Source organism: Rhodococcus sp. NCIMB 12038, assembly GCF_002165735.1.
In the GTDB taxonomy this organism is placed as follows: domain Bacteria; phylum Actinomycetota; class Actinomycetes; order Mycobacteriales; family Mycobacteriaceae; genus Rhodococcus_F.
The window spans coordinates 15,395-39,301 of record NZ_NHML01000009.1; the positions used below are offsets into that span (position 1 = coordinate 15,395).

Annotated in this window: 21 protein-coding genes and 1 riboswitch; of the genes, 9 read left to right on the plus strand and 12 right to left on the minus strand. The window is 69.7% G+C overall.

Going from position 1 to position 23,907, the window contains the following annotated elements:
- The first annotated feature begins 49 nt into the window (after positions 1-49).
- On the plus strand, positions 50-301 hold the full coding sequence (locus CA951_RS15070) for a DUF2530 domain-containing protein (protein ID WP_087557601.1): 252 nt from the start codon (positions 50-52) through the stop codon (positions 299-301).
- Between the two features lie 19 nt (positions 302-320).
- Here CA951_RS15070 and CA951_RS15075 read toward each other — a convergent pair whose 3' ends face one another.
- The 3 genes from CA951_RS15075 to CA951_RS15090 form a co-directional block, all read right to left on the minus strand.
- Positions 321-863, minus strand: coding sequence for a phosphatase PAP2 family protein (locus tag CA951_RS15075; protein WP_087557602.1), 543 nt, complete (start codon positions 861-863; stop codon positions 321-323).
- Positions 853-3,420: an ATP-binding protein gene (locus CA951_RS15080; protein ID WP_087557603.1), complete on the minus strand. Its 2,568-nt coding sequence runs from the start codon at positions 3,418-3,420 to the stop codon at positions 853-855. Before CA951_RS15080 ends, CA951_RS15075 begins: the two co-directional genes overlap by 11 nt.
- 176 nt (positions 3,421-3,596) lie before the next feature.
- Positions 3,597-4,430 (minus strand): DUF3027 domain-containing protein, encoded by an 834-nt coding sequence (locus tag CA951_RS15090; RefSeq protein WP_087557605.1) that lies wholly within the window; start codon positions 4,428-4,430, stop codon positions 3,597-3,599.
- A 38-nt stretch (positions 4,431-4,468) separates the two neighbouring features.
- On the opposite strand from CA951_RS15090, the gene CA951_RS15095 reads away from it, so the two are divergent.
- The 3 genes from CA951_RS15095 to CA951_RS15105 all read left to right on the plus strand — a co-directional run bounded on the left by CA951_RS15095 (position 4,469) and on the right by CA951_RS15105 (position 7,497).
- A complete protein-coding gene (locus tag CA951_RS15095; RefSeq protein WP_087557606.1) occupies positions 4,469-5,263 on the plus strand; it encodes a glutaminyl-peptide cyclotransferase in 795 nt (264 codons plus the stop codon).
- A gap of 71 nt (positions 5,264-5,334) precedes the next feature.
- Entirely contained in the window at positions 5,335-7,005 is a 1,671-nt protein-coding gene (locus tag CA951_RS15100; RefSeq protein WP_087557607.1) for an MFS transporter, read from the plus strand.
- 6 nt (positions 7,006-7,011) lie between these two features.
- The gene (locus tag CA951_RS15105; RefSeq protein ID WP_087557608.1) at positions 7,012-7,497 is read left to right on the plus strand and encodes a DUF2771 domain-containing protein; all 486 of its coding nucleotides are present in this window, start codon (positions 7,012-7,014) and stop codon (positions 7,495-7,497) included.
- A 63-nt stretch (positions 7,498-7,560) separates the two neighbouring features.
- Here the strand turns inward: CA951_RS15105 and CA951_RS15110 are convergent, their stop codons facing one another.
- Complete coding sequence (locus tag CA951_RS15110) at positions 7,561-7,971, minus strand: cold-shock protein (protein WP_087557839.1); 411 nt, start codon at positions 7,969-7,971, stop codon at positions 7,561-7,563.
- A 169-nt stretch (positions 7,972-8,140) separates the two neighbouring features.
- Here CA951_RS15110 and CA951_RS15115 point away from each other — a divergent pair, with 169 nt between their 5' ends.
- The 3 genes from CA951_RS15115 to CA951_RS15125 all read left to right on the plus strand — a co-directional run bounded on the left by CA951_RS15115 (position 8,141) and on the right by CA951_RS15125 (position 9,840).
- Positions 8,141-8,380, plus strand: coding sequence for a hypothetical protein (locus tag CA951_RS15115; RefSeq protein ID WP_072944834.1), 240 nt, complete (start codon positions 8,141-8,143; stop codon positions 8,378-8,380).
- A 44-nt stretch (positions 8,381-8,424) separates the two neighbouring features.
- Positions 8,425-8,802: a YccF domain-containing protein gene (locus tag CA951_RS15120; protein WP_087557609.1), complete on the plus strand. Its 378-nt coding sequence runs from the start codon at positions 8,425-8,427 to the stop codon at positions 8,800-8,802.
- Between the two features lie 234 nt (positions 8,803-9,036).
- Positions 9,037-9,250, plus strand: a riboswitch (cyclic di-AMP (ydaO/yuaA leader).
- A gap of 8 nt (positions 9,251-9,258) precedes the next feature.
- A complete protein-coding gene (locus CA951_RS15125; protein WP_087557610.1) occupies positions 9,259-9,840 on the plus strand; it encodes a transglycosylase family protein in 582 nt (193 codons plus the stop codon).
- 66 nt (positions 9,841-9,906) lie between these two features.
- Here CA951_RS15125 and CA951_RS15130 read toward each other — a convergent pair whose 3' ends face one another.
- A complete protein-coding gene (locus CA951_RS15130; RefSeq protein ID WP_015888783.1) occupies positions 9,907-10,095 on the minus strand; it encodes a hypothetical protein in 189 nt (62 codons plus the stop codon).
- A 60-nt stretch (positions 10,096-10,155) separates the two neighbouring features.
- Here CA951_RS15130 and CA951_RS15135 point away from each other — a divergent pair, with 60 nt between their 5' ends.
- Positions 10,156-12,474 (plus strand): helicase-associated domain-containing protein, encoded by a 2,319-nt coding sequence (locus CA951_RS15135; protein ID WP_087557611.1) that lies wholly within the window; start codon positions 10,156-10,158, stop codon positions 12,472-12,474.
- A gap of 147 nt (positions 12,475-12,621) precedes the next feature.
- A complete protein-coding gene (locus CA951_RS15140) occupies positions 12,622-13,605 on the plus strand; it encodes an alpha/beta hydrolase family protein (RefSeq protein WP_179220204.1) in 984 nt (327 codons plus the stop codon).
- 37 nt (positions 13,606-13,642) lie between these two features.
- On the opposite strand, the gene CA951_RS15145 is transcribed toward CA951_RS15140, so the two are convergent.
- From CA951_RS15145 to CA951_RS15175, 7 genes are all read right to left on the minus strand, one after another.
- Positions 13,643-17,398: an ABC transporter ATP-binding protein gene (locus CA951_RS15145; RefSeq protein WP_087557613.1), complete on the minus strand. Its 3,756-nt coding sequence runs from the start codon at positions 17,396-17,398 to the stop codon at positions 13,643-13,645.
- Positions 17,395-18,756, minus strand: a complete 1,362-nt coding sequence (locus CA951_RS15150; RefSeq protein ID WP_087557614.1) for an LLM class flavin-dependent oxidoreductase — start codon at positions 18,754-18,756, stop codon at positions 17,395-17,397. The genes CA951_RS15145 and CA951_RS15150 overlap by 4 nt, the downstream gene beginning before the upstream one ends.
- An 11-nt stretch (positions 18,757-18,767) precedes the next feature.
- Positions 18,768-19,502 (minus strand): ABC transporter ATP-binding protein, encoded by a 735-nt coding sequence (locus tag CA951_RS15155; protein WP_072944848.1) that lies wholly within the window; start codon positions 19,500-19,502, stop codon positions 18,768-18,770.
- The gene (locus tag CA951_RS15160) at positions 19,478-20,347 is read right to left on the minus strand and encodes an ABC transporter permease (protein ID WP_087557615.1); all 870 of its coding nucleotides are present in this window, start codon (positions 20,345-20,347) and stop codon (positions 19,478-19,480) included. Before CA951_RS15160 ends, CA951_RS15155 begins: the two co-directional genes overlap by 25 nt.
- Entirely contained in the window at positions 20,344-21,411 is a 1,068-nt protein-coding gene (locus CA951_RS15165) for a PhnD/SsuA/transferrin family substrate-binding protein (protein ID WP_087557616.1), read from the minus strand. The genes CA951_RS15160 and CA951_RS15165 overlap by 4 nt, the downstream gene beginning before the upstream one ends.
- Positions 21,412-21,696: 285 nt before the next feature.
- A complete protein-coding gene (locus CA951_RS15170) occupies positions 21,697-22,908 on the minus strand; it encodes an ROK family transcriptional regulator (protein ID WP_087557617.1) in 1,212 nt (403 codons plus the stop codon).
- Between the two features lie 147 nt (positions 22,909-23,055).
- Complete coding sequence (locus CA951_RS15175; RefSeq protein ID WP_072944856.1) at positions 23,056-23,817, minus strand: hypothetical protein; 762 nt, start codon at positions 23,815-23,817, stop codon at positions 23,056-23,058.
- Positions 23,818-23,907 lie beyond the last annotated feature (90 nt).

The following is a 23,907-nucleotide window of genomic DNA, read 5'->3' on the forward strand; positions in this document are numbered from 1 at the left end:
GCGTCGCCCTTGGAGATTAGGGCACCACGGCGAGGGTAGCGTTCATTCGGTGAACGAAACCGCAGATCGCCGACCCCTCACTCAGCGCCTCGCCGACCCGCGACCTGCGCTGATACTGGGAACCACTGCGTGGGCGGTCGCGATGGTCGTGGTGATCGTCACGGGCGACCGGTGGTCGGATGCGCTTCCGACGTGTATAGCAGGCGTCGTCGTCGGATTCCTCGGGTACGGATTGTTCGCGTTGCAGCGGCGGGCGGCGCGGCGCGGCAGCCGCGGAGCGCAGCAGGGACTGCTCGAGTGATGCAGCAGGGACTGGAACTCTAGGCCTGGCTGTGGCGGGGCCGAGCGCGGGTCAGCAGGATCCAGAACGCCGCCCACAGCGCGCCGAAGGCCCACCCGGCGAGGACGTCGGTCATCCAGTGCGCGCCGAGGTAGACGCGCGACAGCCCCACCGCCAGCGTGTACAGCACCATCAGGAAGACGAGCGTGATCCGAACGTGCCGCACCAGCACGATCCGGAGAATGACGGCGACGAGCACGCTCGCGAGGATCGCGGTCATCATCGCGTGACCGGACGGGAACGAGAACGACGAGATCTCCACCAGCCGATCCGGCAGTGGGGGACGCTGCCGCTCGAACAGATTCTTGAGCGCGGTCATCACGGCCAGACCCGACAGCATCGCGCCGGCGACCAGTACCGCTTCCCGCCGGCGGTCCTGCAGCAGGAGGGCCACCGTCAGGACGGTGGACACGATCCAGGCGGCGACCGTTCCGCCGCTGTGCGTGATGACGGTGACGACGTCGATCAGCCAGGGTGTGCGCTCCTCGACCGCGCTGTCGAGGATGCTCTGGTCAAACGACACCGGCGGCGCCCCACGTGCCCTCGGCCCAGGACTCGGAACAATGGGTGGCGCCCTGCTCGTCCACCCACCACGGGACCGCGATCTCGGCGTCGACGGCACCCGTGAGCTTCACCGTGAGCCGGGGATGGACGACGACAGGCCCGCGGGGCAAGTCGCGGCCGAGGGCGGCGAAGGCGAGGACCGCGACGGGTTCGCGATCCCACGAGGATTCCCGTCCGGAGCCGGTTACGGTGCCGCGGATCGCCGCGGAGGCGAGCGGGACGTCCAGCAGATCGGCGAGGGACTCGGCGGTGTCCAGGCTCCCGACCACCAGGCGCTCGCGCGGCACCGCGGCGGCCAGCCACGGTTCGTCCAGCACGAGCGCGTCGGCGGGATCGACCAGGGCGCCCGTCAGGCCGCGCACGTGTTCGGGCAGGTGAAGTTCCTCGAGGTCGAGGAGGTGCCCGGCCGCGGCCGCCGCCAGCAGGCTGTGGGTCCGCGCCGTCACCGCCGGGGTCGGTTCGCGATCCGGATCGGCCAGCCGGTCCAGCAGTAGCTGCGCGAGTTCCGGTGAGTCGACCGTCGCCGGGGCCAGAGCGGTGGCGAACACGGCGGATTCCGGGTGCTCGACGGGGTCGAGCAGTCCGGCGAACGTCTCGTCGGCGGGGTCGCGGAGCAGACCGAGCACCTGACCGTCCAACTCGGCGTTGTGCCGCAGCCACCAGGCCGTGTACCCGGCGCGGTCGGCGAGCAGCGGACGCGTCGCCGGGTCCCGGGCGAGCATCGTCAGCGCCTGCGGCCAGCGGTCTTCGTCCACCAGGTCCAGGTCGCGCACCGCCCCCATCACGTCGGGGTCGTCCTCGAGTGTGTCCCACCAGCGGTCCTCGTCGTCGAGGTCGTGGTCGGGTCCGGTGGGAAGTTCGGCGCGCAGCACGGTGAAGCCCCAGCCGACGCCCACGGCGCGCAGGGCGTCCTCCCCCACCCGCTCGGCGAACGCGGAGTCCACGCACGCGAACGGCGAGTCGTCCACCAGGACCTCGGCGAGTGGCGCACCGGGCAACAGCAATTCGTCCGCCCCGCGCAACTCCCCGTCGACATCCGGCAGCGGCAGCAGACCGAGCCACGACGGCAGAACGCCGGGGTCGACGCGGCCCGCGAGCGCGAGCACCGCGACCGACAGTTCCTCGGCCGCCGCCGCGTCGTCCGGATCGAGGTCCTCGATCTCGGCGCGCAACGCCGGATCCGAGAGCAGGTCGACGGCCGTGGCGGTCTTCGCGCCTAGCCTCGACAGCAGCGGGTGCGCGGCGTCGGGGTGGACGAGCCTCGTCCAGTCGACACCCAGCACACCGTCGATGTCGTGACCCAGCAACACCGTTCGCGGACCGGTCACGGTGCGGCCGTCGGACAGCGGCACCGGGATCGACGCCAGTTCCTCCGCCGCGAGGGCGTCGACGGCCAGCGGTTCGAGCGCCGCGTACAGGCGCTGCCACCAGGACGGTTCCCGTTCGATGCCACTGAGCAGTTCGGTGAGGCGGGCCAGGCCGAGGCGGTGGGCGTCGACCGCGGCCAGCGCGGGCGCCCAGCGGGGGCCGGACAGATCCGGGACGACCAGGCCGTCGACGATCTCGGCGAGCAGTTCGGCGAGTTCGTCGGTGAGCCCGGGGACCACCGACGCCCGGCCCGGGGCCTTGTCCTTGCCGTCGACGGTCGGCAGCCAGGGGTGCTCCCGCAATTCGGCGACGAGATGGTCGCGCAGCGCCGAGTCGACCTCGCTGCGTGCGAACGCGGGGACGGGAACCAGCGACAGTCGCTGTTCGGGCGGCATCGCGGCCACGAACTCGGCGTATCCGGTGGCCAACTCGGCGATCGCGGCGCCGGGCAGGATGCGCCTGCGGTCGGGTTGCATGGCGATGTCGGCGACGAGGATCGCGGGTACCGACAGTTCCTCGTCCGAGCGGGTGGGGGCGCGCAGAACGTCCTCGGTGACGGGTGCGACGACGCCGTCCCGGACCGGGACGAGCCAGCGGGCGCGCCCGGACTCGTACTGCCACCAGCGGTCGTCGCCGATCGCGACCTCGGTCAACCCGGACTCGAGTGGTCGTTCGCGCCGGCGGAACTGCTTGTCGCCCACGGTGATCGAGACGAGCGCCGGAAGTTCGAGCAGAAGGTCGGGGGCCTCGCGCGCCATGTACGCGAGCAGCGACTCGCCGTCCACGTCCTCGCGCAGCGTCAGCACGACTTCCGACGCCGCACCGGCGGCCGGGCGGGTCTCGGTGGGCCACGCCAGCCGGAGGGCGGGCACACCCGCGCCCGGATCGGCGCCGTCGAGGTCCCGCAGTTCCGACCTCGTGCGGTCCGCGGAGAACAGCACGGAACCGGACGTCGACCGCAGTTCGACCTCGTCGCTCACCGACAGCACCGCCGTGAAACCGACGCCGTAGCGGCCGACGGTCGCCCCGGACTTGTTCGACGCCCGCAGCGCGACCAGCGCCTGAACTCCCGGCTCGTCCAGCGGTGTGCCCGTGTTGGACACGCTGAGGACGCGACCGTCGAGGTGCACGGACAGCTCGCCGGGCACTTCGGCGCGGGCCGCGGCGTCGGCCGCGTTCTGCGCCAACTCGGTGAGGAGCCGGTCGCGGTAGCCGGCGCGGGCCAAATCGGATTCGGCCGCGGCGTCCTCCCGCAGGCGGGTCGGGGACGTGCGCCACGCGAGGAGCGTCGAATCCCTCAGGGCGGCGGTGCCGAAAGGATCGGCTAGCTGGTCGATGCGGATTCCTCGGCGTCGGTGACCGCGGCTGCAGCTTCCGTCTCGGTTGCGGACCGCTCGACGACCTCGACGGCGCCGTCGTCGTACGCGTCGTACTGCGGCGAACCGGCGCCCGTGGGCAGCAGGGTGTCGGAGTGGGCGCCGCACCCGTATGTGACGTCGACGACGTGCCCGTCGGCGGCCATCTCGTTGCCGCACACGCCGAACGCCCCGTGCAGCGAGCCGGCGAGCGGGAGGTAGAAACCGCACAGCCCGCACGTCGACGGCGCGGCCTTGGCCATCTCGGAATCGGGGCCGTAGTCGCTGTCGTGCCAGCGCTGGGCGGCGTCGAGGCGACCCTCGAGGCTCATCACCTGCTTGCGGCCCAGGCCCAGTTCGAGGGCGGCGTCGTCGATCTCGGGGTCACCCGTCGCCACGTAGCCGGGGACGAGCCGGGGGTCACCGGCAGGCGGTGCCAGCAGATCGCCCGCGGACAGGTCACCGGGCCGAATCCGCTGGTCCCACGGAATCCATTCGGGTGCGACCAGCGCGTCGGGTCCGGGGAGGAGGGCGAGTTCGCTGACGGTGGCACGGTCCGACCCGGGATCGGCGGCCACCACCACCGCCCACTGCCATCCCCGGTAGCCCGGAAGGTCCGCAACGAAACGGTGAGTCGCGGCGCACTCGTCCTCGGACGTGACGCCCAGATAGTCGCCGACTCCCCCTTCCTGCAGTTGGACCACTGCGGTTCGGGCGAGCTCGACGGCGTCGGTCAGTACGGGACGCGCCACTGCGCGCTCGTCGGAAGAAGCAACACTCACACCACCAGTTTGCCGCACCACCGCAAGTGCGTGCCCACCTGGGCTGTCATGCTGGTCCGATGACCGGCCGGAGGCACCTCGTCCCAGCCCTGCTCGCGGTGGCGTGGATGGTCGCCGCATGCTCCCCGCAGAGTTCGGTGGCGGCGGGCGCGGCGGGCACGAACCTCCGCGCGGAGATCGTCCGCACCGTCGACCACGACCCGAATGCGTTCACCCAGGGACTCGAGATCGACGGCACCGAATTGCTCGAGGGCACCGGCCGCCCCGGCGAATCCTGGGTGCAGGGCACCGACCTCGACAGCGGCACCGTCCGGGTGCGCGCCGAACTGCCGTCTCCCCTGTTCGGCGAGGGCATCACGGTGAGCGGCGACACGGTCTGGCAGCTGACGTGGCGTGACGGGGTCGCCGTCGTCCGCGATCGCGCGACGCTCGCCGAACAGCGGCGGGTCCCGTTCGACGGCGAGGGGTGGGGCATCTGCGCGTTGCCCGGCGCCCTGGTCACGAGCGACGGCTCAGCCACACTCACGTTCCGCGACCCGGTCACGTTCGCGCCCCTGCGCACCGTGCAAGCGGCGCAGGACGGAAACCCCGTCTCCCGGCTCAACGAACTCGAATGCGCGGACGACGGCGCGATCTACGCGAACGTGTGGACCACGGACACCCTCGTCCGCATCGATCCTTCGGACGGACGGGTCACCGCGGAGATCGACGCCTCCGCCGTCCGCGATGCGCTTCCGCCCGGCCCGCGGGACGTCGACGTCCTCAACGGCATCGCCCAGATCCCGGGTACGGACCGGTTCCTCGTCACCGGAAAGTACTGGCCGGCCATGTTCGAGGTGCGGTTCGTTCCCTGACAGGCCGATCTGACCAGCATTGGCCGGGGTTGCTGTGGTCGCATGTCTCCCGACTAGGACAGAATTAGGGAGTGACCGGACCGCGCGAACCCTACGAGCCTGACGGCGGTCGGGCTCCTGACGAGAATCCCGGGCCCCCCGTTCATCCCGGCTACGACAAATACCCGCCCGCGGCACGCCCGGGAGGAAGGCGCACGCCGCTGCCGCCCCTGCATCCGGTCGGCGGCGGGCAGCGTCCCCGGTCCGACGAGGAGCGGGCGGACGCCCCCAAGGCGCCGCCGATGCCGCGCAAGCTCACCGTCACCCGGGTGGCGGCGATGCGCAGCCGGGAACTCACCAACAAGGGCATCGCGACGTTCCACCGGGCCGCCAAGGCGGACGGGGCGGACAAGTCGGGGCTCACCGCGCTCACCTACGCGGTGATGGCCAACAACGCGACCGACGCGGCCATCGCCGTCGCGTTGGCGAACACGCTGTTCTTCTCGGCCGCGACAGGCGAGGACAAGACGAAGGTCGCGCTGTACCTGCTGATCACGATCGCCCCGTTCGCCGTCATCGCTCCGCTGATCGGTCCGATGCTCGACCGCCTCCAGCACGGTCGCCGCGTCGCGCTGGCCACGTCGTTCGGCCTCCGGACGATGCTGGCGATCGTGCTCGTCTTCAACTTCGACAGCTGGGTGCTGTATCCGGCGGCGCTCGGCATGATGGTGCTCAGCAAATCGTTCTCGGTGCTCAAGAGTGCTGTCACCCCGCGTGTGCTGCCACCGGAGATCGACCTCGTGCGCGTCAACTCCCGGCTCACCGTGTTCGGACTTCTCGGCGGAACCATCGGCGCGGGCGCCCTCGCGGGTGGTCTCGCCATGGCCACCGGTTCCGTCGGCGCGCTGTGGCTGGCGGCCGTCATCACCGCCCTCGGCGCGTACCTCAGCATGCGGATCCCGTCGTGGGTCGAGGTCACCGAAGGCGAGGTCCCCGCCACCCTCACGTACCACGGCGACGAACACCCGACCGAGGTGATCGGACGCACCCGCGTGCTGCAGCCCGAGGCCCCGGCCGCCGCGAAGACCGGCAAACGCAGGCAACCGCTGGGCCGCGCGGTCATCACCGGGCTGTGGGGCAACAGCACCATCCGCGTGCTCACCGGGTTCCTCACCCTGTACATCGCGTTCGTCGCGAAGTCGAAGACCGACCACGAACCCCTGGTCCAGGCCGCCATGCTCGGCCTGGTCGGCGCGGCCGCCGGCATCGGCAACTTCGCGGGCAACGCCGCGGGGGCCCGGATCAAGCTCGGCCGCCCCGCCCTCATCGTGCTGCGCTGCACGGGCGCCGTGTGGATCATCGCCGTCCTCGCCGCGATCACCGACAATCTCCTGACCGCCGCCCTCGCCACGCTCGTCGCGTCGGCCGCCAGCGCCCTCGCCAAGGTGTCGCTGGACGCGTCGCTGCAGCACGACCTGCCCGAGGAGTCGATCGCGTCCGGATTCGGAAGGTCGGAGACCGTTCTACAGCTGAGCTGGGTCGTGGGCGGGGCGCTGGGCGTGCTGCTGCCCACCGAATACTGGATCGGATTCTCGGTGGTCTCCGCCGTCATGACCGTCGGGCTCGTCCAGACCATCCTCACGTACCGCGGCAGCACCCTCCTGCCGGGACTGGGAGGAAAACGCCCCGACCTGGCCGAACAAGAAGTGACCGAGCACCACTCGACCCACCGGGCCGACCGATCGACAGGAAATGTGAAGTAAGTGAGAATGCAGGCGCGAACCAAGAAGATCCTCGCACTGATCGCAGCGGGCCTGATAGTGGTCCTGGTGGCGTTCGTCGGAGTCGTCTACACACTGGTCCGCAACTCCTCGCCCCGCCTGCCCGAGATCACGGCCTTCGCGCACGACCGGGCCGAGCAGGTCGCTCCGCTCGGCTACTGCAACCTGTATCTCGAGGACTGCGAGACCGGCGACATCGCCGAACTCGACGTGCCGCCCGGCTCGTCGCTGCAGCTGTCGTTGCCGCCGGAGATCGTCGACGCGCCGTGGCGCATGCTCGTCGTCTACCAGGATCCTGCGGGTCAGGTCCTCGTCCAGGAACAGGTGCACCGCGCCGGTGAGACCCGCGCCGTGACGGTGCCGTCCTCGGAAGACCTGCAACTGGCCGGCGTCGAGATCCAGCTGCCGTCCGCCGTCGTCGACGAGCAGGGGCTCACGCAGGCTCGGGCCGCCTGGTCGATCAAGACCGCATAGAACGACCCGCCCACGCGAAGGGCCCCGCGCTGTGACAGCGCGGGGCCCTTCTCGTCGGACGAATCAGCTGTCGAGTTCGCGTGCGACGGCGCGGACCACCTCGGAGATGCGCTGGGCGGTCTTGCGGTCGGGGTACTTGCCCTTGCGCAGGTCCGGCTGGACCTTCGCCTCGAGCAGCGTGATCATGTCCTCGACCATGCCGTGCAGTTCGTCGGGCGTGTGCTTCTTGGCGGACGGCTCCTTGCGCGCACCGTTCTGACGCAGCGACGGCGCCGGGTCGAGGACCTTCAGGCTCAGCGCCTGGGGTCCGCGTCGACCGGCGGCCATGCCGAACTCGACACGCTGACCGGCCTTGAGGCCCTCGACGCCCTCGGGAAGAGCGGACGAACGCACATAGACGTCCTCCCCCTCCTCCTGCGACAGAAAGCCGAAGCCCTTTTCGACGTCGTACCACTTCACCTTGCCGGTCGGCACCGCGTTCACCCGCTCATCACTTGGAGTGCAGTTGGTTGCACTTGGTATTGGTTGCACTTGGTATGCAAAACAGCGCGCCCCACCTCTGGTGCGGGACGCGCAGTGCCCACAGTCTACCTTGGACAGACCCCCTCCGGCATTCGGGTTTCCAGGCACTATCGTTGCTGGTGTGGCCCACGAATCGACTCCTTCGAGCACACCTCACACACCCCGGAGGGGCGACGGTCTCCTGCGGGTCGCGCTCGCCCTCTTCGCGATCGGCTTCGTCGCGATCGTGGCGATCTTCCTGACCCCGGTCCTCTCCGATTCCGAGCCGGGTCTCGTTCTCTACCTCATCGCCCTCGCCTGCCCGATCGGGTTCCTCCTCGGAATCGTCGCGGCACTGAGGCAGGGCAGACGCTCGCGCTGACACACCCGACCACCGGGGCATTCCCAACCACCGAGGGGACGATCATGAGAATTCTGCTCAACATTATCTGGCTGATCTTCGGCGGTCTGTGGCTGGCGCTGGGGTACTTCGTCGCCGGAATCCTGTGCTGCATCCTGATCATCACGATCCCGTTCGGCATCGCGTCGTTCCGGGTCGGCGTCTACGCGCTGTGGCCGTTCGGAAAGACCGTGATCGACAAGCCGACGGCCGGGGTCGCCTCGGTGATCGGCAACGTCATCTGGTTCATCATCGCAGGTCTGTGGCTCGCGATCGGGCACGTCATCACGGCCGTCGCCATGGCGATCACGATCATCGGGATCCCCCTCGCCGTCGCGAACATCAAGATGATTCCCATCTCGCTGATGCCCCTCGGCAAGGACATCGTCGACGCACCGCGGTGATGTGAGCTTACTCACATAACGGCCCGATAACGGAAGGGCAACGGGACGGCGATACGCGTGTCTCGTCGCTACTAGCTGGGAAGAGTCCCGGCGCGCCCAATGAGGCCCCACAACAGGCGAAGACACACCGCGTTATCAAATGGTGACACTGCGGCCTCGGCCCGTTACCGTCGTCACCGGCCGATGAAACATCGACCACGTCCGGCCCGCCGCGCCAAACCTCGTCCCGCGGGTACCGGAGTCCCGACGAAGCATTCCAGGGACGAGGACGGGGGACCCAAAGTCCTCCAGGGAACGCAAGTTTCCAGACGGACACCGGTCCGAATGTGCCTCGCACAGTCGGATCTTGGGGTGAAGCCAGACCCTCTCCAGCCAGGAGAGGCGAGGCCGGGCGACCTCTCAGCCCGAACCCGACAGCTGACCTCGCAGGCGCGTGTGGAGAGGATCTCTACCACTATGAGCGGACGCCATCGCAAGCCGACCACCACTGGCCGCACCGTCGCCAAGGTCGCCGTCACCGGCGCCATCATGGGCGTCGCCGGAGCAGCCTTCTCGGGCACCGCGAACGCGGCACCCGACTCCGACTGGGACCGCCTCGCGCAGTGCGAGTCCGGCGGCAACTGGGGCATCAACACCGGAAACGGCTTCCAGGGCGGACTCCAGTTCTCCCCGAGCACCTGGAACGCACACGGTGGAACCCAGTACGCAGCCACCGCCAACCAGGCCTCGCGTGAACAGCAGATCGTCGTCGCCGAGAAGGTCCTCGACTCCCAGGGCTGGGGCGCATGGCCGTCCTGCTCCTCGAGCCTCGGCCTGAGCAGCGCACCCACCCAGCGCAACGCCCCCGCCACCGTGCCCGAGGCCCCCGCGGCGCCGGCACTCCCCGACCTCACGGGCGGCGTCCCCAGCACCAACGGCACCTCGCAGTACGCGGGCGTCGTCGACAGCGCGATCGAGGCCGTCAAGGCCCAGGGCATCGCGATCGACCCCCAGATCCTGCAGCTCATCGACGCGAACAAGGGACTGCTCGCACAGTAATCCCCGCAACTCACAGAAGAGGGGCCCTGCACCGATCCGGTGCAGGGCCCCTCTTCTGTCGCGTGGTCAGCGGTTGATCACCGTGTGCGGGTGCGCGTACGGCAACGACTCCGCCGGCAACGGGAACTCGGTGTCCTCGCCGAACGGGGACAATCCGCCCGCACGGGTCGACGACAGTTCGGTCACGGCGTGATCTCCATCGGCGGTTTCGGGCCACCCTGGATCCACATACTGCTTCTTCGAATTGTTAGCCACGGTGCCATTTTGACAGGAGCATTCGGCGACGTACAGCCCAGGTCTCTAATCTGATAGTCGATGACCGACACCGACGACACCACCGCGAGCACCAACGGCACCGCAGTCTCCCCCCGCGGCGCCGCGACGCTCGCGGACTGGCTGGCCGCGCGCAGCGACGCCGAACTGACGGATCTGCTCCGCAAGCGCCCCGATCTCGCGGTCCCGCCGCCGGCCACGATCGTCGTCCTCGCCGGTCGCGCCGAGCAGCGGGCGTCGGTCGCGCGTGCGGCCGACAACCTGACATCCCTGGACTTCGGTGTCCTCGAACTCCTGGCGCTTGAGCATGCCGACGAGGTGGCCGTGCCCCGGGCCACCCTGCAGGAGGCGGTACGGTCGCGGGCGACGAAGAAGACCGTCGACGCCACCCTGGACGGCCTGCGGTCCGTCGGGATCGTCTGGGGTGACAAGTCGTCGCTGCGGATCGTTCCCGCTGTCGTGGCCACCATCCCGTGGCGCGTCGGACGCAGCGCCGAACCCGTCGAGACGCTCGACGAGGCCGGCATCACGGCGGCGCTGGCGGGACTGCAGACCGCCGAACGGGACATCCTCGAGACACTGGCGAAGTCGAGTTCGATCGGGCGGACCCGGGACGCGGCGCCCGGAACACCCCCCGACCGTCCCGTTCAGCGGCTTCTCGCCGCCGGGCTGTTGCGGTGGATCGACGACGAGACCGTCGAATTGCCGTTCCAGGTGCGGCAGGTGCTGCGCGGGGAGGCCGTCTTCGACCCCACCTCGCTGGCCGCGCCCGGTGTGACGGGCCGTAAACACAAGCCGGCCGACATCAATGCGGCCGCCGCGGGTGAGGCCATCGAACTGGTCCGCCACTGCGAGGACGTCGTCAAGGCGCTCGGCGAGATCCCGGCGCCGGCTCTGCGGGCGGGTGGTCTCGGGGTCCGGGAACTGCGGCGGATCGCCAAGACGTCCGGCATCGACGAGAACCGGCTGAGCCTGCTCGTCGAACTGCTGTCGGCCGCGGGACTGATCGCGAGCGGCACCCCGGACCCTGCCCCGACGTCCGACACCGGGGAGAACTACTGGGCCCCGACGACCGCGGTCGACAACTGGCTGACCTCCCCGGTCGCCCGGCGGTGGCACGCCCTCGCCGCGGCGTGGCTGGAACTGCCGCGCATGGCGTGGTTCATCGGCATGCGGGACGCCAACGACAAACCGGTCGCCGCGCTGTCCGAGGAAGTGCGCGCGCCGTCCGCGCCGCGGGACCGGCAGGCGATCCTGGGGCTGCTGGCGGAACTGGGCAGCGGACACTCGGCGGACCCCGCCGAGGTCAGTCGCCTGCTGGCGTGGCGTCGGCCCCGCTGGGGTGCCCGGCTGCGCGTCCACGCGGTGGAACGCACCCTCGAGGAGGCCGCGACACTCGGACTCGTCGCCCGCGGGGCGCTCAGCTCCCCCGGACGTGCACTGCTCCACGGCGGCGACGCCGAGGCCGAGATGCACGCGTCGCTGCCCGAACCCGTCGACCACGTCCTCGTGCAGGCCGACCTCACCGTCGTCGCCCCGGGACCGCTGACCCCGGAACTGCTGGAGCAGGTCACCCTCGTCGCGGACATCGAGTCCGCCGGTGCGGCGTCCATGTACCGGATCAGCGAGGACAGCATCCGGCGCGCCCTCGACGTCGGGATGACGGCGGCGGAACTGCACAGTCTCTTCGCGACCCGGTCGCGCACACCCGTCCCTCAGTCGCTGTCGTATCTGATCGACGACGTCGCGCGGCGGCACGGCCGGCTCCGGGCCGGTGTCGCGGCGTCGTTCGTCCGCTGCGAGGACCCGACGCTGCTCGCGGAGGTCCTGGCGTCGCCCGTGGCCGCCGCCCTGGCCCTGCGTGCGCTGGCGCCGACGGTGGCGGTGTCGCAGGCACCGCTGCGGGAAGTGCTGGGCGAATTGCGGGCGGCCGGGTTCGCTCCGGCAGGCGAGGACTCGTCCGGCGCCCTCGTCGACCTGCGCCCGCGCGGCGCCCGCGTCCTGACCCGGCGCAAGGCCCCCGCGAGCCGTACCCCGGCCGTCGCGACGGACGCCCAGCTCGACGCGGTCGTCCGGACCCTGCGCGCCGGTGACCTGGCCGCCTCCACCCGAGGGTCCGGCAGCATCCGGTCCGACGGCTCCCGGGCCAGCAGCGCCGCGACCATCGCCCTGCTCAACGCCGCGGCGCGCGAACGCTCCAGCGTGACGATCGGTTACGTCGACGCGCAGGGTGTGGCGACGCACCGCATCGTCGATCCCGTCAGCGTCGGCGGCGGCCAGCTCGACGCCTTCGACCCGGCGAGCGGCGCGGTCCGCCGGTTCACCCTGCACCGCATCACGTCGGTAGCCCGCGTCGACTGACCCGTGAGTACATGTCAACCGCGGGACGTTAACAAGTACTCACAGGTCGGATAACGATTCTGCGCAAACGCCGAGGAATTCCGGGCCGCGCAATACCGTGTTGCTGGTATGTACCTGGCCGGGGACGACTTACCAGGAGGCAGAACCATGGGTGTTGCAGCAACGAAGCCGTTACACGGTTGGTTACGAGGCGTCGTCCGGCTGATGATTGCGGTGGTGGTCCTGCCCCTCGCGTTCGTCCTCGTCGGCGGCGGGACGGCGTCCGCGGACCCGTACAGTCGTCTGCGCGAACACTGGGTCGACGCACCCGGCGGGGTCGGGCAGATCAAGATCCGCATGTGGCTCGCGAACAACGGCAGCAACAAGGCGGTCTACCTCCTCGACGGACTCCGCGCGACCAACGACGTCAGCGGGTGGGAGCACGAGACCAACGCCGCGTGGCTGTCCGATCACGGGATCACCGTGGTCGAACCGGTCGGCGGGCAGTCCAGCTTCTACACGGACTGGTACGCGCCCAGCAACACCAACGGGCAGCCGTACACCTACAAGTGGGAGTCGTTCCTCACCCAGAACCTGCCCGACTTCCTCGCGAACAATTACGGCATCAGCCGCACCAGCAACGCCATCGCCGGACTGTCGATGGGCGGCAACGCGGCGTTGATCCTCGCCGCCTACCACCGCGACCAGTTCACGTTCGCCGGGTCGATGTCCGGGTATCTGAACCTGTCGGCGCCCGGCATGCGTGAGGCCATCCGTATCGCGATGCTCGACTCCGGTGGCTACAACGCCGACTGCATGTGGGGCCCGCCGTGGGATCCGGCGTGGCTTCGCAACGATCCGTTCGTCGCCGCCCCGCTGCTCCGCGGACTGCCGATGTGGATCTCGGCGGGGGCAGGCCTCCCCGGACCGCACGATCAGCCGCAGTCCGCGATCGACGTGTTCAACGTCGGCACCGGCATGGGCCTCGAGGCCATCGCGCTGGCCCAGAACCGCGCCTTCCAGGTGCGGCTCGACACCCTCGGCATCCCCGCCCACTACGACTTCCCGGCGCAGGGGACCCACAGCTGGGGCTACTGGCAGGACCAGCTGTGGGCCATGCTGCCGATGATGAAGGCGTCGATCGGCGCTTAGGCCTTCGGCCCCGTGAGTACTTGTTAACGTCCCGCGGTTAATAAGTACTCACGGGTGGCGAAGCCGCATAGGCGTCCCAGAGTTCCCGGTAGACGCCGCCCCGGTCCAGCAACTCGTCGTGCGTTCCGACTTCCGCGACGCGGCCACCGTCGAGGACCACCACCCGGTCGGCTCGCGCCGCGGTGCTCAGACGGTGCGCCACGACGACGGTGGTGCGCCGCCGGGACAGGTTCTCGGTCGCGCGGCGCACCCGGTCCTCCGTGGCCAGGTCCAGTGAGGCGGTGGCCTCGTCGAGCAGCAGGATGTCGGGGTCCACCAGTTCGGCGCGAGCCAGTGCCAGCAACTGGCGCTGCCCGGCCGACAGGTTGCGTCCGTGTTCCCCGATCGGTTGCAGGTACCCGAGGGCCAGCCCGGACACCATGTCGTGGGCGCCGACGGCCCTGCTGGCGGCCTCGACCTCGGCGTCCGTCGCGTCGGGGCGCCCGTAGGCGACGGCGTCGCGGACGGTGGCGCCGAACAGGTGCGGCTCCTGCGGGACGACGCCGAGTCGCTGCCGGAACGACGCGACGTCGAGGGCGCGGGTGTCGATGCCGTCGACGCGCACCGCTCCCTCGGTGGGGTCGTAGAAGCGGGCGAGCAACTTGAGCACCGTCGACTTTCCCGCGCCGGTCTGGCCGACGAGGGCGACGGTCTCGCCCGGTTCGATGTGAAGCTCCACGCCTCGCAGCGCCTCACCCTTGCCGGATTCGTACGCGAAGTGGACGTCGTCGAACACGATGCCGCCGCTTATACGGTCGAGGACGATCGGATCGCCGGCCTGCGGTGTGGTGGTCGGCGTCCGCATCAGCCCCCGCAGCCGTCCGAGTCCGATGACCGCTTGCTGGTAGCCGTCGAACACCTGCGAAAGCTGTTGTACGGGAGCGAAGAACAGTTCGACGTACAGCACGAACGCGATCAGTGTGCCGACGGTGAGGGTTCCGGCATGGATCCGCGCCGTCCCCGCGGCGAGCACCAGACCGGTCGCCACCACGGACAGGAATTCGACGAACGGGAAGTACAGCGCCATGTACCGCTGGGCCCGGAGCCGCGACTCCCGGAAGTCCCAGGCCCGCCGGGCGAACTGGGCCGCGTTGTAGTCCTCGCGCCGAAATGCCTGTGTGACGCGGATGTTGGTCACGTTCTCCTGCAGGTAGGCGTTGACGATCCCGACGCGGTCACGGGCCTCGGCGTAGGCGGGCACCGACTTCCGGCGGAACACGACCGTGGCCGCGACGAGGACGGGCACGACGAGCACCAGCACGAGGGCCAGTTCCGCGTCGATCACCAGCAGTGCCACCAGCACACCGGAGATGGTCAGCCCGCTGACGACCGCGGTGGCCAGACCCGTCTGCAGGAAGTTGGACAGACTGTCGACGTCGGTGGTCATGCGGGTCATGATCCGGCCGGCCAGTTCCCGCTCGTAGTACTGCAGTCCGAGCCGCTGCAGTTGCGCAAACGTCTTGACCCGCAACGTGTACAGGAGCCGTTCGCCGGTGCGCCCGGTCACCCGGGTCTGGGCGACGTTGACGGCCCAGTCGAGCAGCACCACGACCACGGTCGCGGCCGCCGCGAGCAGCAGCAGGTCGCGGGCGCCCTGCAGCACTCCCCGATCCACGCCGGTACGGACCAGGACCGGCACCGCGATCTGCGCGACGGCGTCCAACCCGACCAGCGCCAGTCCCGCGACCAGCGGCAGGAGCAGCGGCCTCAGCAGCGAGCCGAGCCCGAACGCCGGGTCGGCGGCCCGGGCCTCGCCGGCGGCGACGTCCGGGTCTCCGGTGAGCGGCGGCAGGTGATCGAGCCGGGCCATCACGTCGGGTCCGGGCGGTGCCGAAGACAGGATTCCGCCACCCGCGCCTCCGCGGGACGGTCCGCTCGCACCGGCCGCCGCGGTCGCGAAAGCCGCTGCGGCCCTGGCATCGAACACCCCGGATGCCTCGTCACCGTCCTCCCGGCGCCACAGTTCGGCGGTGACACCGTCGACGACCGGTTGCGGCGGCGACGTGTCCGGGGCGGCGTCGTCGTCGGCACTCGACAGCAGCGCGCGGAACAGCGGGCAGCGTTCGTCGAGTTCGGCGCTCGTCCCCACGTCGACGATTCGGCCGTCCGCCAGCACCGCGATGCGGTCGGCCAGGGCGAGCGTCGACCGGCGGTGCGCGATGATCAGCGTGGTCCGCTCGCGGGTCGCGACGCGCAGTTCGTGATGAACGGCGGCCTCGACCCGGGCGTCGACCGCCGAGGTCGCGTCGTCGAGCACCAGGATCCGCGGATCGGTCACCAGTGCCCGGGCGAGGGCGATGCGCTGCCGCTGACCACCCGACAACGTCACCCCCTGCTCCCCCACGACGGTGTCGAGGCCGTCCGGCAGCGCGTCGACGAATTCCTCCGCCTGCACCACGCGCAGGGCCTCCCGCACCGTTGCCTCGTCGACGTCCGGCCTGCCGTACGAGACGTTCGCGCGAATGGTCTCGGACATCAGGTAGCTGTCCTCGAAGACGACGCCGAGCGCGGAGCGCAGCGATTCGAGCGACAGCCCGCGGGTGTCGATCCCCCCGACGGTGACCGCACCCGCGTCGACGTCGTAGAGCCGCGGAACGAGCATGGCCAGAGTCGATTTGCCCGAACCGGCGGCACCGACCACCGCCACGGTCTCGCCGGGTGCGATTCGCAGCGAGAGTCCGTCGAGCAGCCGGTTCGGCGGGTCGTAGCCGAAGGCGATGTCGTCGAATTCCACCGCGAGGGGCCCGTCCGGCAGGTCCACGGCGCCGGGTGCGGTGGTAACGGCCGGCGCGTTGTCGATCACCTCGCGGACGCGTTCGACGCTCGCACGCCCCTGCTGGCTCACGGTCAGCAGCGTGGCGAGTTGACGGACCGGCGACGCGAACGCCGCCAGGTACGTGGTGAAGGCGACGAACGTGCCCAGCGACAGGGTGCCGTGCAGCGCCAGCCACCCGCCGAGGGCCAGCACCAGGGCCTGCCCGAGCATCGGGACCGCCTGCAGCGCAGGGTTGTACCGGCTGGTGAGCCGGGCGACGCGCAGCCGCGACCGGAACAGCTCACCCGCCCGCTTCTCGAGGTCTTCGAGTTCGCGGTCCTCCTGGCCGAATCCCTTGACGACGCGCACCCCGGTGACAGCGGCTTCCACCCCGCCCGCCACGACGGCCGCCTGTTCCTGCGCATGCCAGTTGGCGGGGAACAGGTCGACGCGGCTGCGCAGGGAGATGAACCACAGCACGGGCAGCACGGCGAGGGCGACCAGGGTGAGGATCGGCGACAGCACCGCCATCACGCCCAGCGAGATCGCGAACATCAGCAGGTTCCCGGCCATGTGCGGCAGCAACTGCAGGAGCATCTGGATCAGTGTGATGTCCGAGATCGACCGGCTCACCACCTGCCCCGTCTGCAGCCCGTCCTGTTTGACGCCGTCCAGCCGCAGCAGGGATCGGAAGGCGTCGCCCCGCAGGTCGTACTGGACGCCGAGGGACAGCTGCCCGGAGCGGTACCGCCGCGTGTAGGCGGCGGCGAAGCGGATCGCCGCGAGGGCGACGAGCACCGCGATCCACGGCGCCAGCGCATGATTCGTGTCGATCGCGGCGTTGTCGATCACGTGCCGGACGGCCAGCGGGATGGTGGCGGTGGCCGCGGCCGCCACCGCCGCCGCCCCGTATGCGAGAACGAGATTGCGGCGCTGGCGCAGACAGTAACCGAACAGGTACCGCAGCCAGCCGGTGTCCTCCCGGGCTCCCGTCGTCACAGCGCAGACACCAGCGTGGAATCCTTCTCGACCGCAAACTGATTCGCGGGCCGCGGCAGGCCGTAGTGCCCCCGCAGCGTGGTCTCGGTGTAGTCGGTGCGGAACAGTCCGCGTTCCTGCAGGATCGGGACCACCGAGTCGACGAACTTTTCCAGCCCGGACGGCAGGACGGCGGGCATGATGTTGAACCCGTCGGCGGCGCCGTTCCGGAACCAGTGCTCGATCGTGTCGGCCACCTGGACCGGGGTGCCCGCGAACGTGCGGTGCCCGCGACCACCACCGAGTCGCCCGATCAGCTGCCTGACGGTGAGCTTCTCGCGGCGGGCGAGGTCCACGATCAGCGTGTACCGGCTCTTCGCGCCCTCGATCTCGTCCTCGGACGGCAGGTCGTCGGGCAGTTCCTCGTCGAGCGGGAGCTGCTCGGGTTCGAGATTGAACCGCGCCGCCAGCTGCTTGCGGGCGTATTCCGGCGAGATCAGCCGCTCCAGTTCGGCCTCGAGCTCGAGGGCCTCCTCCTCGGTGTCCGCGATGACCGGCACGATGCCGGGCAGGATCAGCACCTGCTCCGGGTCCCGTCCCAATGCCGCGACGCGGTCCTTGACGTCCGCGTAGAACGCCTTCCCTTCGTCCAGGGTGGGCTGGGCGGTGAAGATCGCCTCCGAGTAGCGGGCGGCGAAATCCTTTCCGTCCTCCGACGATCCCGCCTGCACGAGCAGCGGGTACCCCTGCGGCGACCGCGGCACGTTGAGCGGTCCCCGCACCTTGAAGAACCGGCCCTCGTGTTCGATGACGTGGACCTTGGCGGAGTCGGCGTGGATCGCGACGTCCTTGTCCGCGACGATGGCGTCGTCCTCCCAGCTGTCCCACAACTTGGTGGAGACGTCCACGAACTCCGCGGCGCGCTCGTACCGGCTGCGGTGGGCGGGGGTGTCGTCGAGCCCGAAGTTCTGCGCCGCGTCGGCGCCGGCGGTGGTGACGATGTTCCAGCCGGCGCGGCCGCCGCTGACGAAGTCGAGGGACGCGAACCGCCGCGCCAGGTTGTACGGCTCGTTGTAACTGGTCGACGCGGTCGCGATCAGGCCGATCTTCTCGGTGGCCGCGGAGATCGCCGTGAGGATGATGGTCGGCTCCAGCTTGCCGCTCGGCCTGCGTTCCGGGTTGCTGAACAGCACCGGGCTGTCGGCGAGGAACACCGAGTCGAACTTTCCGCGTTCGGCGGTCTGCGCCAGCGAGATGTAGTGCTTGATATCGAGGTTGGCGTTCGGATCGCTCTCGGGCAGGCGCCAGGCCGCCTCGTGGTGTCCGATCGCCATCAGGAATGCGTTGAGATGCAGCCGGCGCTGTGGTGACGAACTCATGGTGTAACTCCTCACTGTGCCGCTACCTCGACGCCGAGGGCGCCGAGCAGCGTATTGCGAAACTCGTGGAACTTGCTGTCGCCGAGCGCTCTCGGCCTCGGAATGTCGACGATCTCGTCGACGACGATCTGCCCGCGGTCGAGGACGAGCACCCGGTCGGCGAGCGCGATCGCCTCGTCGACGTCGTGGGTGACGAGCAGGACGGTCGGGCGGTGCCGGCGGATCAACTCCTGCAGCAGCGCATGCATCTTGATCCGGGTCAGCGCGTCGAGGGCGCCGAACGGCTCGTCGGCGAGGAACAGTTGGGGCTCGCGGACCAGCGCTCGCGCCAGCGCCACCCGCTGTTGTTCGCCACCGGACAATTCACTGGGCCAAGCCTTCTCACGGCCGGCGAGCCCCACCTCCGCGAGGGCGGAGGCACCCCTGCTCGTGCCGGTGCGGCCCAGCCCGAGCGTCACATTGTCCAGCACCCGCAGCCACGGCAGCAGCCGTGAGTCCTGGAACGCCACCGACACCTCCGCGGGCACGGTGAGCGTTCCGCCACGGCCCTCGACGTCGTAGTCGAGGCCCGCGAGCGCGCGGAGCAGTGTGCTCTTGCCGGACCCGCTCTTGCCGAGCAGAGCCACGAACTGACCTTCGGGAATGTCGAGGTCCAGGTGGTCGAGGACGGTCTTGTCGCCGAACCCGCGGACGAGGGACCGCACCTGCACGGCGGCGGGTTCTAACCGGCGAGCGTCTTGCGCCATGACAGCGACCGCCTTTCGATGTAGCGGAGGACGGCGTCGGACAGCAGACCGAAGATGCCGTAGACGGCGAGCCCCACGAGAATCACATCGGACTGTCCGTAGTTCTGCGCGTTGTACATCATCTTCCCCAGACCGGTCACCGCGTTGATGCCCTCGACGACGATGAGGGTGAGCCAGGCACCGGTCACCGAGAGGCGCAGTCCGAGAAAGAATCCCGGCATCGCACCCGGCAGCACGACCTTGCGGATGAACGTGGCCCGGGACAGCCCGAGGACCTCGGCGAGTTCGACGTACCGGTTGTCGATCGACGTCAGCGAGTTGTGGGTCTGGATGTACATGTGGACGACGACACCGAGCGCGATGATCACGATCTTGAACGTCTCGCCGATGCCGAGCCAGAGGATCAGCAGCGGGATCAGGCCGAGCGTCGGGATGGCCCGTTTGAGCTGGATCGGCCCGTCGATCAGGGCGTCACCGGAACGCGTCAGACCGGCGACGACGGCCAGGGCCGTCCCGATCACCACACCGAACGCGAACCCGACGGCAGCGCGGCTCAACGACGCGGCGATGTGCTCCTGCAGTGTGCCGGTGGCGATCAGGTCGACGGCCGTGGTCACCACCGTCCACGGCGCGGACAGTTTTCGCGCGTCGATGAAGCCCGCCAGGCTGCCCACCGCCCACACCGCAAGAAGGAGCAGCACCCCGGCCAGCCGGGAGAACGGGAAACCCTTGCGCAGGCCGAGTCGCCGGATCGGCCGCTCGGCGGCGCCGGACCCGGACCTGGCGGCACCGGCGCCGACCGTGCGCGCCGGTACGGCTGCGGGCGCGGAGAGAATACTGGTCATCGCTGCACACCGCCTCGGTACTCGGCCGGCACGGCGTCGGCGGCGACGGTTTCGAATCGGCGGTCGAACAGCTCGTTGGCGTCGAACTCACTGAAGTAGCCGGCGTCGGAAAGCAATTGGACGGTGTCCTGCGTCCACTTGACGGCCGCGTCCCAGTTGGCCGGATACGACGGTCGCTGCCCGACGGAGGCGACGATGCGCTTGCCGTCCTCGGCCGACACCTGTTCGCTCTCCACGTAGTACTTCTGGATCCACGCGTCCTGGTTCTCCCACGCCCAGATCTCCCCGCGCGCCCAGAACGGAATGAACGCCTTGATCGCCGCCGCCTTGGCCGGATCCTGCAGGACCTCCACCGGCGCCCAGAGCACGGTGAGCGCGTCCACGGCGTCGGTCGGCAACGCCTTCGCTCCGTCCGGTCCGTACTGGTTCAGGTACTTCGTCACCGTCGGCTCCGACAGCGGCGCGACGTCCACCTGTTTCGACTGCAGCGCGGTGAGGAACTGCGGGCTGGGAAGCTCGACGAGTTGGACGTCTTTCGTGGTCAGGCCCTGCGCCTTCAGCGTTCGCAGAATCACCACGCCCTGCGCCTGCCCGGGCGAGAACGCGATCTTCTTGCCCCGCAGGTCCGGCAGTTCCGCAATGTCCGAGCCGGGGGCGGTGGCCAGCACGTACTGCGGCTGTTCCTTCTCCCGGACCGCGACGATCTTCGCGTCGAGCCCCGTGGCGTGCGCCTGGATCGGCGGGATCGCGGCGTTGGTGGCCAGATCGACCGCGTTGCCGCGGAAGGCCTGGATCACGTCGGGACCGGCGCTGACGTCCGGCCACTCCGACACGGTGAACGGGAGATCGGCGATCTTGTCGGTCGCCTCGAGCTGAAGCCGGGTGGTCTTGATCGACACGCTGAGCGAGGTTCCTTCCGGAACCTGATCGGGCACAGCATCATCGAGCGCGAGCCCGCCGGAGGAACCGGAGGAGCAGGACGCGAGCCCGAGCGCCACGACGCCGGCGAAGGCGGCGCGCGTGAGGCGCCGGTACCCGGCGGAAGACACGAGTGAACTGGACATGAGTGATCCTTCGAAGGATGTGGTCTCCGGTCGGGCACCCCGGACGCAGAAGGTCGGGTGCCGCGCAGGAGCGAGAAAGAAAGAATGGAACGATGTTTCGGCAGACGTCAGGCCGGAGGCGTCAGATGCGACCCGGTCGCGTGCGGCGACAACAGGACCCGGAGCGACACGAGGTGGTACGCACGCTGTCCGCCGTGGTGATGTTCACACCAATATCCTTGCGATCCAGCGCAATCCCCGTCAACATTGCTTCCTGCCGAATTAACTCCGGCCCTGTGATACACGTCACGAAATTCCGGCCAGCGGCCGCACGAAGCTGGTGAGCGGCGCTCGGTAGAGCTCCGCGAGGATCACGGAACCGGCGGACACCGGCAGTGCCCGACCCGGAAAGCTGGTGGACAACACGGACCACGACGGATCGTCACACGTCGCCGACGACTCCGCGACGGCCCGCCGGACCGTGTCGAGACAACCGGGAATCCCGCTCACACTCTGGTCGCAGACGATGAGGACCTCCGGATTGAACAGATCCAGCAGACGCGCCGCGACCACTCCGACGCCGTGCGCCCGCTCAGTGAACAGGGCCAGCGCCTCCGGGTGCCGGCGGCGGCCCGCGTCGAGAAGGTCGCGGAAGATCGGCCGGTCGATGATGCCCAGCTCCATCGCCCTGCGCACCAGCACCCGATCCGACAGGGTGGCCTGCACACATCCGGTGCGCCCGCAGGCGCACTCCTCGACACTGTTCTCGACGGGCACGTGCGCCACCGCGCCCGCCGCCGCGCGAGGGCCGTGGTGGACCACGCCGCCGGTCGCGAGCGCGGCGTCCACCACGTTCCCGACGAAGAGTTGCATCACGCTCTCGCGCGCCCTCGGCTCCCCGAACAGCACCTCCGCGTCGATGAGAGCGCGCGCGTGCGAATCCATCCGGACGTCCAGGCCCGTGCGCTGCTCGAGATCCGCGCGGACCGGGTACCCGTTCCACCCCGGGATCGGATGCTCGCGCACCACACCCGATTCCGAGTCGATCCAGCCGCCCGCCGCGAAACCGACACCGATCGGAACCGACGGCTCACCGTGCCGGACGGCCAGCGCCTCCAGCGTCGTCACGGCGTTCCGCAGGATCTCGGCCGGGCCCAGCCCGTAGTGCGGATCCCGCGACCGCGCCAGTACCCGCCCGCGCAGGTCGAGCAACGCGGTGGTCACGTGCGTGATCGCCAGATGGATGCCGTAGACGACGTACCGGCTGTCGTCGACGTCCACCGGCACGTGTGGCCGTCCCAGCCCGGTGGGACCCGCGATCTCCGGCAGTTCCCGCAGCAGGCCGTGGTCGACGAGTTGGGCGCTGGCCGTGGTCACCGTCGCGGGTGAGAGCCCGGTGACGCGGGCGATGGTGCTGCGGGCGATCGGCCCGCTGTCGAGAACCGTGCGCAGTACCGTGCCTGCGCTGGCGCCGGAACGTCCGGCGCCGCGCCGGGTGACGGGCTGGGTTCGCGCCATCGTTCCCCCTTCGCCGCGCGCAGTGATATGGCCTGACCTCGAACGCTAGCGAAGGGGAACGTACAGTTCAACGGACTGGATTCCCGTGAATTTAACTCCCTGTGAGTACTTGTTAACCGCCGGCGGTTGATAAGTACTCACGGGGCGTCAGCCACCCAGATTGACCTCGATGCAGTACGTGCGCTGGGGTTCGGAGAAGGCGATGGGGAATGCGGTGTCGAACTCATTGCACAGGGTTTCGTCGTCCTGGCCGTCGGCGCGTCTGACGACCTTGACGGTCTGCATGTCGGAGCAGTCGGACGGCACGATCCGGCCGTCGTCCTCGAGCAGGTAGCAGGAGTCCTCGATCATGTTCGGGACGAGGCACAGCGTGGTCTGCACGTCCTTGTCCTCGCCGACCAGGGTGTAGGAGAAGTAGTCCTCGCCGCACTGGACGTCGCCGTCGTTCTTCTGCGCCACCTCGTACGTTGCCTCGCTGTCGGAGCAGTCCCGCTTCTCGTGTGAGGTGTCGGCCGCGGTGGTCGACGCGGATTCGAAGAACAGGCAGTCGCCGACGTCGAGGGCGTTCTCGTCGGCGCTCTTGACGGCGTACACACCGAACGCGGCGACGGCGGCGAGGATCACGACGGCGAGGACGCCGAGAGTGATGAACAACCCTTTCCGCGACTTCTTCGGCTGCGGTGGGTACTGGCCGGGCGGGTACTGGCCGGGCTGCTGCCCGTACTGGCCCGGCGGATACTGACCGGGTTGCTGAGCGTATTGACCCTGCTGGTACGGCTGCTGCGGGTACTGACCCTGCTGGTAGGGCTGCTGCGGCCCACCTTGGGGGTACGGTTGCTGCGGGTTGTTCGGCGGCTCGCCGGGGACGCTCGGATCGGGACGGTTCGGGTCGTCGGGGGGCTGGGTCATCGCGCGCCTCGTCTCTGGGTCGATCCATCCGGCTGCCCCTCAATTTAGGCCCCGACCGCCCCGGATGTGCAGGTATCGGCCCTGCCGGGG